The organism is Corynebacterium freneyi, assembly GCF_030408835.1.
In the GTDB taxonomy this organism is placed as follows: domain Bacteria; phylum Actinomycetota; class Actinomycetes; order Mycobacteriales; family Mycobacteriaceae; genus Corynebacterium; species Corynebacterium freneyi.
Map to the genome: position 1 here is coordinate 2,235,765 of NZ_CP047357.1, position 14,322 is coordinate 2,250,086.

Below are 14,322 nucleotides of genomic sequence, written 5' to 3' on the forward strand. Positions count from 1 at the left end.
TCGCCGGTGGCTGAACCGGCGCCGATGGTCAGGCCGACTGGCAGGTCGGGCAGTAGAAGACCCGACGCGATTCGATCGGGACCTCGACAACGGGAGTGCCGCACACGTGGCACGGCTGCCCGGTCCGGCGGTAGACGTACACCTCGCCGCCGTGGTCGTCCTCGCGGGGTTCCCGCCCCATCGCCTCGGGCGTGTGCTCGGGCCGGACGGTGTCGATGCGGCCGACGCGCACGCCGTCCTCCATCAGCTCGCGCAGGTCGACCCACATCGCCTCGAGCGTCCCGACATCGAGGTCCGCCCCCGACGTCAACGGGTGGATGCCCAGGCGGAACAGGGTCTCGGTCCGGTAGATGCTGCCTACGCCGGCGTAGAGCTTCTGGTCGACGAGCAACGCGCCGATGGGCCTGCGCGACCGGCGCACGCGGTCGACGATCTCGGCGGGGTCGGCGTCGCCGCGCAGCGGGTCCTGCCCCACCTTCGCAATCGCCGCCGCCCGCTCCTCGTCGGTGATCAACCGGCACCACTGCGGCCCGCGCAGATTCGCCGATTCCTCGCCGTTGGACACGTGCAACCGGACCTGCCCCGCGACGTCGTCCGGCCCCTCGAACTTCAGCTGGCCGATCAACCCCAGATGAATGTGGATGATGTGGTCCCGCCGCGGCACGTCGAACTCGAAGAACAGGTGCTTGCCCCACGCCTCCGCATGGTCGAGCTCATGGCCGTCGACGACCGCCGCCTCCGCCGCAAACCGCCCCTGCGGGCTGGTCACCGACAGCGGTCGGCCGGTGAACCGTTCGTTGAAATCCCGCGCAAGACGGTGAATCACATGACCTTCGGGCATGCCTGAACCATAACGGCCGCCCCGATGCGCACATCGGGGCGGCTCGGTTTTCCGAAAAGGATGACCGGGCTCGAAGAAGGAGCGGCCGGTCTTGAGAAAGGCGCGGCCGCCCCCTCCCCCGGGCCAACTCCCCCGGGTCCATCCCCGCGGCCGCAGGCCACGTCCCTCGGTTACTTCCCGATTGCCTCACGGTACGGGGTCGGGTCGACCTCGTCGGTGGACGTCGGGTTCCACTGCGCGTTGCGGTCCTTGTCCACCAGCACGGCGCGCACGCCCTCGGCGAAGTTGGGGTCGTGGCGCAGGATGCGGCCGATGTTGTACTCGTTGCGCAGGCCGGCACGCAGGTCGACGCCCTCGGCGGCGTTGGCGGCGTACAGTTCGGCGCCGGCGACGAGGGACGTCGGAGCGGCCGAGCGCAGCAGGTCGTTGATCACGCGGCGCTCCTCGCCGGAGCACGCGCCGCCGTCGAGGGCGTTTTCGATCTCGCGCCAGGTGTCGAAGCCGAAGACCTGACGGACGCAGGGGGCGAACGCGGCGAGCTTCGACTCGCCGGCCTTGGCCGGGTCCTCGGCGAACTCGTCGAGGGCGGCCTCGATGCCGTCGGCGTCCACGGCGGCGAGGAAGTCCGCCAGCGACTCCTGCGGAACGAAGTGCGTGGCCCACCCGGCCCACAGCAGGTCGGCGGCGTTGAGGCGGTAACCGGTCAGTCCCAGGAAACGCGCGATCGCCGGCTCCGGCTGACCCGACGCCGCGGTGACATGCTGCGAGAACCACGAAATGCCGACATCCGGCAGGAATCCGATGGCCATCTCCGGCATCGCGGCCGAGGCGCGCTCGGTGACCACGCGGTGCGAACCATGCAGCGACACACCGAGGCCGCCGCCCATGGCGATGCCGTCGATGACCGCAACGTAGGGCTTGGAGAACTCCGCGATCGCGGCGTTCATCTCGTACTCCTCCGAGAAGAACGCGTCGCCCTCGGCGGAATCGCCGGCGATCTGGGCGTCGCGGATCTGACGCACGTCGCCGCCGGCGCAAAACGCCTTCGGGTGCTCGGACACGACGACGACCTGCTCGACGGCGTCATCGTCGCGCCACGCGTCGAGCGCCTCGTTGATGTGCCGGACCATGCCCAGATCCAGCGAATTGAGCGCCTTGGGTCGGTTGAGGGTCAGGCGGCCCGTGCGGCCGGAAACGTCCTTGATCACAGAATCGGTCATGCCGCCCAGTGTGGCACAGGACACAGATTGGCCGCCACAAAAGGGTTAACCGCAATTCGCACAAGGGGCACCCGCCGCCCCCACGGCATCGCTTTACGACGACAACGACCGCCCACGCCGAGCAACGTGGACGGTCGGAACGTCGTAAAGCAACGACAACCGGAAACGGACGCGGCGACGCCCGGCGGCGACGCTACTTCTTGCCGGACTTGCCCTTGCCCGACTTTTCGGCCTTCTTGGCCTTCTTGGCCTTCTTCGCCTTCTTGGCCGCCTTCTTCGCCTTCAGCTCCTCGTCCTCGAGGTGACGCGCCACATCCGGCACGTAACGGAACTCGGTGCGCGGCGGACGCTCGTACTGCGCCTGCGACTCCGGACGCTCCGGAATCTCCGGCATCTCGCGCTCGATGCGCTCGTACGGCACGGTCGACAGCAGGTGGCTGATGACGTTGATGCGCGAACGCTTCTTGTCCTCCGACTCCACCGTGTACCACGGCGCCGACGGAATGTCGGTGTGGACGAACATCTCGTCCTTCGCCCGGGAGTAGTCCTCCCACCGCGTGATCGACTCCAGGTCCATCGGCGACAGCTTCCAGCGGCGCAGCGGATCCTCGCGGCGCGACTCGAAGCGGCGGACCTGCTCCTCATCCGACACCGAGAACCAGTACTTGCGCAGCATGATGCCGTCCTCGACCAGCAGACGCTCGAAAATCGGCGCCTGGTGCAGGAAACGGCGGTACTCCTGCGACGTGCAGAAACCCATCACGCGCTCGACGCCCGCCCGGTTGTACCAGGAACGGTCGAAGATGACGATCTCGCCGGCCGTCGGCAACTTCTCCACGTACCGCTGGAAGTACCACTGGCCCGACTCGCGCGACGTCGGCGCCGGCAACGCCTCGATGCGGCACGTGCGCGGATTGAGGTACTGGGTGATGCGCTTGATTGCGGAACCCTTGCCCGCGGCGTCACGGCCCTCCATGATCACCACGAGGCGCGCACCGGTCTCCACGACCCACTGCTGCATCTCGACGAGCTCGGCCTGCAGGCGCTTGAGCTCCTTTTCGTAGGCGGCTTTCTTGAGCTTCGGCGGGCGCTGCACGTCGTCGTTATTCATGCCCCGAAGTTTACCCGCAGCAGCCGGGCCCGCGACGCCCGGGGTGTGACATTCGGCGACGATACGACACGAAACGACAACGAAACGACAAGGCCCCGCAGCGGATGCGGGGCCCGACGTCGACGCCATGTCGACCAGCGTTTGTTGCGGCTAGCTGCGGCTAGTTGCGCGAGTAGAGACGCAGCGTCACCTGCGCCGTGATGCCGGCGAACACGGCGCCGACGAGGATCACGATCGGCGCGACGGCCCAAATGTCGCCGGTGGTCACCGGGGCGACGAGCTGCGCCTGGTACAGACCCTGCATCGCCGGATCGACGACCGCGGCCTTGCCCGCGAACAACCCCGCGATGGCCAACACGCCGCCGATGATCGCCGCGAACACGGCCTCGAGCACGAACGGCGCCTGCGTGAACCACCGGGTCGCGCCGACCATGCGCATGATCTCCGCCTCCGTGCGACGCGAGTACGCGGCGATCTGCACCATGTTGGCGATGAGGAAAACCGCCGCCAACGCCTGGATGCCGGCGATGAGGAACGTCGCGTTGCGGATCGAGTCGAGGTTCGACGCGGCGTTGCCGATGTCGTCGCGCTGGTCGGTGACGTGGACGACCTGCTCCATGTCGAGCACCGGATCCAGCGGCGACGAATCCGTCGGATCCTCCAGGCGCACCAGCAGCACGGCCGGCAGCGACTCCGGGGTCGCGTTGGCCACCAGCGCCGGGTCGGTGCTCTCGAACAGCGCCACGAAATGCTCGTAGTTCTGCTGGCGGTTGCGGTAGGTGACCTGCTCGATTCCGTCCTGGGCCTCCAGGGTGTCGCGCACCTCGGCGCACGCGGGCGACGAGCACGTCTCGTCCTCGGCGGAGATGGCCTCGTCGAGTTCGATGAGCACCTCCACGCGATCGAGGTACAGGTCCTTGGTCTTGTCGGTCATCTCGGTGACCAGCAGTCCCGACGCCAGCAGCGCCAGGGAGATGGCGGTGGTGATGATCATCGCCACCGTCATGGTGATGTTCTTGGTCAATCCGGAGAGGGCTTCCCCGAGCACGAAGCGGGTCTTCATCGTCTTTTCGCCTGCGTCCTTCGTTTTTGGTCGTCGTTTCCGGGGCGGCCCTAGCGGCCCAGGCCGTAGACGCCGGTGGCGTCGTCGCGCACGAGTTTGCCGTTGTCCAGCTCGAGCACGCGGCGGCGCATGGCGTCGACGGCGTCGCTGTCGTGGGTGGACATCACCACCGTGGTGCCCAGCCGGTTGATCCGGTCGAGCAGCAACATGATCTCGCCGGAGGTGTCCGGGTCGAGGTTGCCGGTGGGCTCGTCGGCAAGCAGGATCAGCGGCCGGTTGACGAACGCGCGGGCGATGGCCACGCGCTGCTGCTCGCCGCCGGAGAGCTCATGGGGCATGCGGTTGGCCTTGCCCGCCAGGCCGACCAGCTCGAGGGTTTCACGGACGGCCGGGTCGATCTTGTCGCGGCTTTTACCGATGACCTGCAGCGAAAAGGCCACGTTGTCGAACACGTTCTTCTTCGGCAGCAGTCGGAAGTCCTGGAAGACGTAGCCGATCTTCTGGCGGTGCTTGGGCACGTGCCGACGCGGCAGCTTGGCGACGTCCTTGCCGCCGATGAGCACCCGGCCGGAGTCGGCCTTCTCCTCGCGCACCATCAGGCGCAGGAAGGTCGACTTGCCCGAGCCGGACGGGCCGATGAGGAAGACGAACTCGCCCTTGCCGATCTCGGCCGACACCTCGTTCAGCGCCGGTCGAGTGGAGGTGGCGTAGGTCTTGGTAACCCGGTCGAAAGTGATCACGGCCATCACCCTAGTGGTCACGCGCACCATGTGTCACATGAGTTGCGGCACATGGCACGGCCCCGCGGCGGCCGGGAACCTAGTCCTCGTTCTCCTGGTCCATGCGCCAGCGGATGCCGGCCTCCAGGAACGCGTCGATGTCGCCGTCGAGGACCGCCGACGGGTTGTTGACCTCGTGGCTGGTCCGCAGGTCCTTGACCATCTGGTACGGGTGCAGCACGTAGGAGCGCATCTGGTTGCCCCACGACGCGTTGCCGCCGGCGCCCAGGGCATCCATCTCCGCCTGCTCCTCCTGGCGCTTGCGCTCCAGCAGCTTCGCCTGCAGAACCCGCATGGCCGAGGCCTTGTTCTGGATCTGCGACTTCTCGTTCTGACAGGTGACGACGATGCCCGTCGGGATGTGCGTCAGCCGCACCGCCGAGTCGGTGGTGTTGACCGACTGGCCGCCCGGGCCGGAGGAACGGTAGACGTCGACGCGGACCTCGTTGTCCGGGATCTCGATGTGGTCGGTGGTCTCCACGACCGGCAGGACCTCGACTTCGGCGAAGGAGGTCTGGCGGCGGCCCTGGTTGTCGAACGGCGAGATGCGCACCAGGCGGTGCGTGCCCTGCTCGACCGACAGCTGGCCGTACATGTACTCGCCGTGGACGACGAACGTCGACGACTTGATGCCGGCTTCCTCCGCGTAGGAGATGTCGTAGACGTCGACCTTGTGGCCGTGCTTTTCCGCCCATCGCGTGTACATGCGCATGAGCATTTCGGCGAAGTCCGCGGCGTCGATTCCGCCGGCGCCGGCGCGGATGTTGATGACTGCCTCGCGCTCGTCGTACTCGCCCGACAGCATCGTGGTCACCTCGAGCGACTCGATGTCGGCGCGCAGCTCGGCGCGCTCGGCGTCGGCCAGCTCGGTGGCCTCGGCGGCGGCGTCGCCGTCCTCTTCCTCGGCGAGTTCGTACATGACGGGCAGGTCGTCGAGACGTCGGCGCAGTTCCGTGACCTTCTTCAGCTTCGCCTGCACCTGCGACAGCTGGGAGGTGACCTGCTGGGCGTGGTCCTGGTCATCCCACAGCGACGGGTCGGCGGCCTGCGCCTCCAGTTCGCGGACCCGATCGGACAGCTCCGCCGGGTCGACCACCTTTTCGATGGTGGTCAGCGTCGCGTCGAGGTCATTGAGGTCAGCGGTCACGTCGGGATTCACGCGCTCCACTGTAGCGAACGGGCCCCGCGGGTTTTCGGGGGCTGCGCCGTCGAGCCTTCGTCAACGGCACGCCGGGTGCGGGATCGGCGGCCGCGTGCACAATGGGATCCATGACGGATGACGCGATGACCGCCCGGACCGGTTCCTTCGATGATGCGTCGCTCGACGATGCGTCGGTGGCGGCGCACGTCGTGGCGCGCGCCGCGGAGTTGGCGGCGCGGATGCGGGCGGAGGGCCTGGAGACGGAGTTCAAGACCTCGGTGTCAGACGTGGTCACCGCCGCCGATCGCGCGGCCGAGGAGCTGGTCGTCTCGGAGTTGGCCCGGCTGCGCCCGGACGACGGCATCCTCGGCGAGGAGGGGTCGGCGAAGGAGGGCTCGTCGGGCCGCACGTGGGTGATCGACCCGGTCGACGGCACGTACAACTTCACGTCGGGTTCCGATTACTGGTGCTCGGCGGTGGCGCTGGTGGAGGGCTCGCCGGACTCCCCCGACCGCGTGATCCTGGGGGCGGTGCACCGCACGACGGGGTCGACGACGTGGGTCGGCGGCCCGGACCTGCCCACCACGCGCACCGACGAGCGTGGGTTGGTCGAGCTTTCCAGGCTTGACGACGCCGACCCGGCGGCCCTGAGCGCGGGCACCTACCTGCACTCGACTTGGCTTGGCGACGACGCCATGGTGGCGCCGTGGCTCGAGGCGGCCGGAAAGTTCGCCACGTGGCGGATGCTGGGGTCGGCGTCGATGGATCTGGCCGGGGTGGCCGAGGGCCGCTTGGGCGCCTGGTTCCAGCATTCGGTGGCGTCGTGGGATTGGCTGCCCGGTCATGCGCTCGTCGCCGGCGTCGGAGGTTCCTCCGCCCTGGTCAACGGGTGGCGCATCGCCGGTCCGGCCTCGGTCGTCGACGAGTTGGCGCGGACGCTCGACTCGTAGGAACCGGGCGTCGGCCGGCAGGCGGGCGTCGCAAAGCAACCGCCCGCCACAAGGCACCGCTCTACGGGTACTGCCCTACAGGTGCAGCACGCCGATGAACACGAGCAGGAACGACACCAGGTACCCGGCGCCCCGCGACACCCGCGCCTGATTGTCGCGCGCCAGGGCGAAGACCCGGCCGAGCCACGAATCCGGGCGATGGCGGACGACGCCGACGGCGATGGCGACGAGCGTCGGCAAGCTCAACGCCACCGACGCGTAGAGAATGAGCCCCAGATACCGCTCCACCACCGGAATCCCGCCGGCCGAAAGCACCGCCAGCCCCGCGAAAAACGGCACCGACGTCACCGACTGGATGGCGCCGAGGACGAAACCGGTGGCCACGGTCATGATCGACGGGGTGCGCAGCGGCGCGAGGATCTTCTCCACCAACGCCGACGAATCGCCGCCGCGGAAGGTCAGCCCCGCCGTGGCCACGCCCGTGATGATCAACAGCACCCCGAACAACGGCGACCCCACCAGCGCCGCGACCTGATCCCCCAGGCCGTCGAAGACCACCAGCACCGCCAACGCCAGCACCGCCACGCCCAGCCAATCGCCGAACACCAGCAACGGCGTAATGCGACGGTACCGGCCGGCGGGCAACATCATCCCCAACGCGACGACGACCGCGATCAGCAAAACATTGATCGAATCGAGAAACGCGTAGGTCAGGGCGTTGAGCATGCGGGGCCTTTCCGTCGGGCCGGTCTAGACTACCCCTCATGAGCGCCTTCTCCGACGACCTCGCCCTCGCCCACCAGCTCGCCGACCTCGCCGACGCGGTGACCATGCCCCGCTTCGGCGCGGCCGACCTCGACGTCGAGTCCAAGCCGGATCTCACGCCCGTGTCCGACGCCGACCTCGCCTGCGAGCGGGAACTGCGGGCGCTGCTGTCCGAGGAACGCCCCGACGACGAGGTGCTCGGCGAGGAGTTCGGCGGCGACGCGACCTTCGAGGGCCGCCAGTGGGTCATCGACCCCATCGACGGGACGAAGAACTTCGTGCGCGGCGTGCCCGTGTGGGCGACGCTGATCGCGCTGCTGGTCGATGGCGTGCCGGTGGTCGGCGTGGTGTCCGCCCCGGCGCTGGGGCGTCGCTGGTGGGCGGCGAAGGACGGGGGCGCGTGGACGTCGGTGGCGGTGGGTTCACCCGCGACGTCGGAGGCCCGCGCCGAATCGCCGGGTGCGCCGGCCCCGAAGCGGATCACCGTGTCCCGCGTCGGCGACGTCGCCGACTGTTCGGTGGCCATTTCCTCCCTGACGGGTTGGCGGGACCGTGGGCTGCGCGACCAGTTGATTTCGCTTACCGACGACGCCTGGCGCCTGCGCGGTTACGGCGACTTCTTCTCCTACTGCCTCGTCGCCGAAGGGGCGGTGGACGTCGCCGCGGAGCCGGAGGTGTCGTTGTGGGACCTGGCGCCGTTGGCGGTGCTGGTGGCCGAGGCCGGCGGGCGTTTCACTTCGCTGGCCGGCGAGGACGGGCCGCACGGCGGTGACGCCGTCGCCACCAACGGTCTGCTCCACGACGCCGTGCTCGGCTACCTGAGGTAGGCGCCGCACCGGGCGGGCCGTCGCCCACATCCGCAAACGAGCACCCGTCGCCCAAAACGACTCACTATCACTCGCCGTTTCCGCAGGTCACGGCGAATGGCCCTGAGTCGTTTTGGGCGAATGTGCGTCCTTTGGCCGCCATTCGCCCCGGCGGCACCCTTTGGCCGTCATTCGCCTGGGCGGCACCCTTTGGCCGCCATTCGCCCCGGCGGCACCCTTTGGCCGCCATTCGCCTCGGCGGCGCTGGCCGCCAGGCAAGCCGTCGTCAAGCAACACCCGATTACACCCGCCAGGCACCCACGCCTACCCACATCGCGTGAGGCGAAGCTAACCTGATCCGGGAAAATCCGCGACGAAGGGAACGCGCATGGCCAAGGGCGACAAGGGCAAGAAGAAGGCCAAGAAGAAGGACGCCGCCAAAGCCAGGAAAAAGGCCGCGGCAACGACCTCGCTACGCCTGCCCGAATGCTCGAAAGCCGAGGCCAAGGCCGCGAAGAAGCTCGCCGGCAAGGACCCCTTCAAACTCGCCGCGATGACGCCGAAGAAGAAGTGCTGCAAATCCGGCACCCGCTGCCTGCGCTGCCCGGTGGTGCTGCACAAGCTCAACCGCGAGATCAACAACGGCGAAGTCGACCGCGCCGCCCTGCTGCTCGTCGCCGCGAAAGCGCGGATCCGGTAACCGGAGCTCCTAGGCGGAACCCCTACGCCGGAACCCCCTACGCCAGGCGGAACCCGCCGCCGGGGCCGCCGTGGAGGTTCATGTCGTCGATCTGCGCGCGGACGGACGTCACGATCGTCGGCGCGAACACCGGTCCCTGCAGCGGCGTCAGGCACGCCGGGGCGGAATCGGCGCCCATGACCATGGCCACCAGACGATCGCCGACGAACACCGGCGCGCCGGAATCGCCGGGCGCGGCGCAGATCTGGGTGGACACGTGCGGGTCGGCGGCGGAACCGGGCGCGCCCTCGACCCACGTCGGGCCACACGTGCGGCCGGTGGCGATGCCCTGCTTGCACGCGATCTCCCCCGCCTTCGGCAGATCACCGACCGACGCGACGCGAGTGTCGCCGTACGTCGAGGTCGGCACCGCATTGCCGTGGAGGACGAGCACCGCGTAGTCGAACGTCGCGTCGACGCGCTGGACGCTGCCGATGACGCCGGCTTCCTTCGCGTCCATGGACCGAACGGGCGCGCCGACGCCGCCGCAGTGCCCGGCGGTCAGCGCGATGAGCCGGTCGCCGGCGTCGCGTCCGGCGGCGGTGACGGTGCAGACGTTGCGCGAGTCGCCGTCGCCGACGAGGATCGGCGTGCCCGGACCGACCAGCGCCCTGCCCTGGGCGGCGAGCCGGTCGGCTTCGGCGGGCGCGGTCGGCGAAGAGAACCACACGCCGTCGACGCGCCTGTGCACGGGGCCGGGGGTGGCGCCGAGGATCTTCGACACGACGTCTTCGTCCACGACGTGCGGTTCCATGGCCATCTCCAGCATGGAGTAGTTCAGCGCGTAGTCATGCTTGACGACGGTCGACGGCTCCGGCGCCACGACCCGATCCTCGGGTGCGGCCGGCGCAGCCGTGGCGGGGGCGATGCCGAGACCGACCGAGGCGAGCACGGAGCAGGTCATGGCGGCGATTCGGCCGCCCCATCGCCGTGCGGGCATCCGTCGTGTCGCCCGCGCCCCCTGCGCCAACCGCGCCAATCGCGCCGCCTGCGCTCCCCGCACCGCCTGCGCTCTCCGCGATGCCCGAGTGTCGCCCATTTGCGCCGCCACGCCCCATCCGCTCGTCGTAACCAACCCGGGAAAGGTGCCGTGGCCAGTCATTTTCACGGATCACGGCGGCCCATTTCCGGATAACGGGGCAACCATACCGCGCGGCACGGATCTGGGGCCAATGTTGCGCAAGTTACGGGTGTGACTTGTGTGCTCGGGGCGGGAAGGAAGCTCGACCGCATCGCACTCCCACATGGTTTCTGACGGTCGCCACAACGACCGCCAGACCCAACCCCCGGAAACGCCGAGGACCCCAGACACGACGAAGGCCCCCGGCGCAATGCCGGGGGCCTTCATTCACGTTGGTAGCGGGGGCCGGATTCGAACCGACGACCTCTGGGTCATTGCTTGGAATGGTCGACATCTCCACGTGGCCCGATACCCACTGGCGCTACGATCCCTCGAACTCTACGTGGCATCGCGCTCGCCAACTCCGCCCGACGTGCCAGCTTGCGGGCATGCCATCACGCCAGCTGGCGGGAACACCCTGCGGGGCAAAGTGCTTTCATGTTGCTCTCCGATAGCCCTCTGCTACTGCCGAGCCCTTTTTGATGGGAAGACCCGATACGCCGATGGGAACTGCGACTTCGCGCCCAAGGCCAACAATCGGCAACGATCGACACACGGGTCCGCCATATTCGCCGGCTCGCGCGCGACCTCGACGCCATCAGCCCGTCCGACTTCTGCTCTGACAACTTTATCGAGTGGAGCGGCGCGCAGGAGTGGGCACCTGAGACCCGCCACGGATACCACGCAAGCGCCCGGTTGTTCTTCCGCTGGTGGGCTACCCAGAACGACGGCACCGCATCTCCGGCAGACGTCCTCACCGGGATCCGGCGCCACACTCCGCCGCCGCGACCAACGCCCGAGGACATCCTCCACGACGCGATCGCGGCCGCCAAGCCACGCACCCAACTCATCCTCCGACTAGCTGCCGAACTGGGCCTACGGCGCAGCGAAATCGCCACGCTTCACCGCCGTCACCTCACCGAATCCCCCGACGGTTGGACGCTCACAGTTCACGGAAAAGGAGGCCGCACACGCGTCCTCCCAGTCACCGCCTCCCTGGCCCCCACAATCCGCCATGCCGGCGACGCCTCGATCTTCCCTGGCAAATCGACGGCCACCTTTCACCCCGATGGGTCTCAAAGCTGGCTGCACAGGTTCTTCCGCCGGGCTGGTCGCTCCACACGCTGCGGCACCGGTTCGCCACCACCGCCTACCGGCATGGCGGCCACGACCTTCTCGGAGTCCAGCAAGCGCTCGGACACGGCTCGGTCCAGACCACTCAGCGCTACACGGCCGGATCACCGGACTCGATCCGAGCAATGACAGCCTCCGCAGCGATCACCTACACACTTTCACCCACCACACCTCGAAGGACCACAACTATGCGCATCGCCATCTGCAACGTCAAGGGCGGCACAGGCAAGACGACCTCCGCCATCATGCTCGCCGCCGCCGCAGATGCCGCCGGCCACACCGCCCGCGTCCTCGATGCCGACCCGCAAGGCTCCGCATCCGACTGGGCCGCAATCGCCGAGGACGCAAGCGACCCACTGCCCTTCGACGTCGTGCCGGTCAACGCTCGCTCACTGGCCCGCAGATCGTCCGCTCCGGAAGTCGACTGGGAGATCGTCGATTGCCCACCCGGAATGCCCGCGGTGATCAACGCAGCCATTGACACCGCCGACGCCGTCATCATTCCCACCTGTCCCTCAGGAATCGAAGTCGCGCGCATGTGGGAAACCCTCGACCTCGTCGGCCACCGGCCCGCCGCAGTGCTGCTGACGTCCGCACAGCTCGGCACCCGCACTCTCCGCGACACCCAAGAAGCGCTAGCCGACCAAGAAGTCTCGGTCTTCAGCAACGTGATCCCGCAACGACAGCAGATCAAGATGAGCTGGGGCCGGCGACCGGCATGGCCGTGGCACGGCTACGACGGCGTTCTCACTGAAATCGAAAAGGAGCTCCGATGACGACCAATCCCATGCGCCCCCGGCGCCCAGCACGCACCAACGCCACCACAGCATTCAAAGCACCTACCGACAACCGCGTGAAGATCACCATCCGCATCAGCGAAGAAATGCGCCGTGACCTCCACATTCAGGCCCGCATCGACGACACGAGCGTAAATGAACTGCTCATCGAGATGATCTCGGCATACCTCGCAGACGGCACCCTAGGACGGCGGGCATGACCGTCGAAACCGATCTCATCAAAAACAGCGATGGCACTTTCAGTGTCTTTACCGCCCCCGTCTCCGCCGCCGGAGCCTTCGTCGCCGTCGCCCCCCGATCAAGCAGTCGCACTCCAGATCATCAACGACCTCCGCGATCACTACGGCCTGGTAAAGGGGCTCATCCGGATCTGGAGTGCGTAATTAGCGGGAAGTGATATGTCGGGGTGGCACAACATGTAGGGGCCCTGGCCGGTACAAGATGAGAGTTACCACACAACCATCTGACCGAACCAGGACCCTACGATGCAGCCTACGTTCAACCTCGTCGCCGACACCATTTGCCGCACCGCGGAGCTGGGATTAACGATCACCGATGCCGCGGATGCCGGCGAGTTCACGGTCATCAGTGCTCGTCCCATCGACTCCTGCGACAAGTGCCCGGGCTGCGGACACACAGGCCGGCTGCGTGATCACGTCGTGCGCCGGCTGACCGATCTTCCCGTCGTCGGCTTCCCCACCAGGTTGCAGGTACGCGTGCCGCGGTTCCTGTGCCTGAATCAGTCCTGTGCCCAGCGGATCTACCAGGGCGAACTGGCCTGCGCCGAACGCGGGCGCACCGTCACTCGCCGGGTGACCCGCTGGATTCTGCAACGGTTGGCGATCGACAAAATGAGTATCTCCGCCACCGCCAAAGCCCTGGGCTTGGGCTGGGACCTGGTCAACGACCTCGCCCTGGATGCCTGCCGGCACCTGGTCTATGACGACCCCGGCCACCTTGCCGGGGTACGCGTGCTGGGCGTGGACGAGCACGTGTGGAAGCACACCCACCGGGCCGGTGAGCCGGACTCGTTCGTCACCGTGCTCGTCGACATCACCCCCGTCATCGACGGCGCCGGACCGGCCCGGTTGCTGGACATGGTCCCGGGTCGTAGCGCCGCGGTACTGAGCGATTGGCTCGGCCAGCGTGGGCAGGGCTTTCGCGACCGGGTCGAGGTTGTCACGATGGATGGGTTTGCCGGCTACGCCACCGCCACCAAACAGGCCCTGCCGCGGGCGCAGGCGGTGATGGATCCCTTTCACGTGGTGCACCTGGCCGCCGACAAGTTGACCGTGTGCCGGCAGCGCCTGCAGCGGATGACCACCGGGCGGCGGGGCAAGAAAAACGATCCGTTGTATAAGAACCGGAAAACCCTGTTGACCAGGATTGACTTCCTCACTGATCGACAGCATCGGCGACTCGAGCAACTGTGGGCCACCGACGAAGACTACGTGGCTTTGGAGGTGACGTGGTCGGTGTATCAGCAGATCATCGCCGCCTATCAGTACCCGAAGAAAGCCGAGGGCAAGAAGCTGATGCAGAAGGTGATCAGCACGCTGCGTTCATCGACGATGCCGAAGGGGTTAGAGGAGATTAAGCAGCTGGGAAACACGCTGTACCGGCGCCAGAAGGACGTGCTGGCGTATTTCGATATCGGCGCGTCCAACGGGCCCGTCGAGGCGATCAACGGGCGCCTGGAGCATCTGCGCGGCATCGCTCTGGGGTTCAAGAACCTCGGGCACTACATCTTGCGATCCTTGATCCACTCCGGACAGCTGCACACCAAGATCAACGCACTCTAAATCCTGAAGAGCCGGTAAAGGAAATCGCCGGACAGTGGCGACTTCGTAGTTTCC

At 67.6% G+C, this 14,322-nt stretch carries 14 protein-coding genes and 1 pseudogene; 7 read left to right on the forward strand and 8 right to left on the reverse strand.

The annotated features are described in order from the left end of the window. Positions 1 to 28: 28 nt before the first annotated feature. From CFREN_RS09970 to prfB, 6 genes are all read right to left on the reverse strand, one after another. Positions 29 to 841, reverse strand: coding sequence for an Fpg/Nei family DNA glycosylase (locus CFREN_RS09970; RefSeq protein WP_209652195.1), 813 nt, complete (start codon positions 839 to 841; stop codon positions 29 to 31). A 170-nt stretch (positions 842 to 1,011) separates the two neighbouring features. Beyond that, the gene (locus tag CFREN_RS09975) at positions 1,012 to 2,061 is read right to left on the reverse strand and encodes an enoyl-CoA hydratase/isomerase family protein (protein ID WP_070523155.1); all 1,050 of its coding nucleotides are present in this window, start codon (positions 2,059 to 2,061) and stop codon (positions 1,012 to 1,014) included. A 193-nt stretch (positions 2,062 to 2,254) separates the two neighbouring features. Further along, on the reverse strand, positions 2,255 to 3,172 hold the full coding sequence (ppk2, locus tag CFREN_RS09980; protein ID WP_209652193.1) for a polyphosphate kinase 2: 918 nt from the start codon (positions 3,170 to 3,172) through the stop codon (positions 2,255 to 2,257). A 160-nt stretch (positions 3,173 to 3,332) separates the two neighbouring features. Further along, positions 3,333 to 4,235, reverse strand: a complete 903-nt coding sequence (gene ftsX / locus CFREN_RS09985; RefSeq protein ID WP_209652191.1) for a permease-like cell division protein FtsX — start codon at positions 4,233 to 4,235, stop codon at positions 3,333 to 3,335. A 50-nt stretch (positions 4,236 to 4,285) separates the two neighbouring features. Beyond that, entirely contained in the window at positions 4,286 to 4,975 is a 690-nt protein-coding gene (gene ftsE, locus CFREN_RS09990) for a cell division ATP-binding protein FtsE (protein WP_070523185.1), read from the reverse strand. Positions 4,976 to 5,054: 79 nt separating this feature from the next. Next, complete coding sequence (gene prfB / locus CFREN_RS09995; protein ID WP_070523182.1) at positions 5,055 to 6,173, reverse strand: peptide chain release factor 2; 1,119 nt, start codon at positions 6,171 to 6,173, stop codon at positions 5,055 to 5,057. Positions 6,174 to 6,283: 110 nt separating this feature from the next. Here prfB and CFREN_RS10000 point away from each other — a divergent pair, with 110 nt between their 5' ends. Further along, positions 6,284 to 7,105 carry an inositol monophosphatase family protein gene (locus CFREN_RS10000; protein WP_244979491.1) on the forward strand — a complete coding sequence of 274 codons (822 nt, stop codon included), beginning with the start codon at positions 6,284 to 6,286 and terminating at the stop codon, positions 7,103 to 7,105. 75 nt (positions 7,106 to 7,180) lie between these two features. Here CFREN_RS10000 and CFREN_RS10005 read toward each other — a convergent pair whose 3' ends face one another. Then, positions 7,181 to 7,831 (reverse strand): hypothetical protein, encoded by a 651-nt coding sequence (locus CFREN_RS10005; protein ID WP_209652187.1) that lies wholly within the window; start codon positions 7,829 to 7,831, stop codon positions 7,181 to 7,183. 38 nt (positions 7,832 to 7,869) lie between these two features. On the opposite strand from CFREN_RS10005, the gene CFREN_RS10010 reads away from it, so the two are divergent. Beyond that, on the forward strand, positions 7,870 to 8,697 hold the full coding sequence (locus tag CFREN_RS10010) for an inositol monophosphatase family protein (RefSeq protein ID WP_209652185.1): 828 nt from the start codon (positions 7,870 to 7,872) through the stop codon (positions 8,695 to 8,697). Positions 8,698 to 9,064: 367 nt separating this feature from the next. Continuing rightward, positions 9,065 to 9,376 (forward strand): hypothetical protein, encoded by a 312-nt coding sequence (locus tag CFREN_RS10015; RefSeq protein ID WP_209652184.1) that lies wholly within the window; start codon positions 9,065 to 9,067, stop codon positions 9,374 to 9,376. Positions 9,377 to 9,413: 37 nt separating this feature from the next. Here CFREN_RS10015 and CFREN_RS10020 read toward each other — a convergent pair whose 3' ends face one another. Further along, the gene (locus CFREN_RS10020) at positions 9,414 to 10,319 is read right to left on the reverse strand and encodes a chymotrypsin family serine protease (RefSeq protein WP_209652182.1); all 906 of its coding nucleotides are present in this window, start codon (positions 10,317 to 10,319) and stop codon (positions 9,414 to 9,416) included. Positions 10,320 to 11,245: 926 nt separating this feature from the next. On the opposite strand from CFREN_RS10020, the pseudogene CFREN_RS12850 reads away from it, so the two are divergent. The 4 genes and pseudogenes from CFREN_RS12850 to CFREN_RS10035 all read left to right on the forward strand — a co-directional run. Then, positions 11,246 to 11,758, forward strand: a pseudogene (locus tag CFREN_RS12850) (hypothetical protein); the annotation flags it as partial. A gap of 99 nt (positions 11,759 to 11,857) precedes the next feature. After that, positions 11,858 to 12,445, forward strand: coding sequence for an AAA family ATPase (locus CFREN_RS10025; protein ID WP_244979490.1), 588 nt, complete (start codon positions 11,858 to 11,860; stop codon positions 12,443 to 12,445). Beyond that, positions 12,442 to 12,666 (forward strand): hypothetical protein, encoded by a 225-nt coding sequence (locus CFREN_RS10030; protein ID WP_209652177.1) that lies wholly within the window; start codon positions 12,442 to 12,444, stop codon positions 12,664 to 12,666. Before CFREN_RS10025 ends, CFREN_RS10030 begins: the two co-directional genes overlap by 4 nt. 285 nt (positions 12,667 to 12,951) lie before the next feature. Next, positions 12,952 to 14,268: an ISL3 family transposase gene (locus CFREN_RS10035; RefSeq protein WP_070518955.1), complete on the forward strand. Its 1,317-nt coding sequence runs from the start codon at positions 12,952 to 12,954 to the stop codon at positions 14,266 to 14,268. Positions 14,269 to 14,322 lie beyond the last annotated feature (54 nt).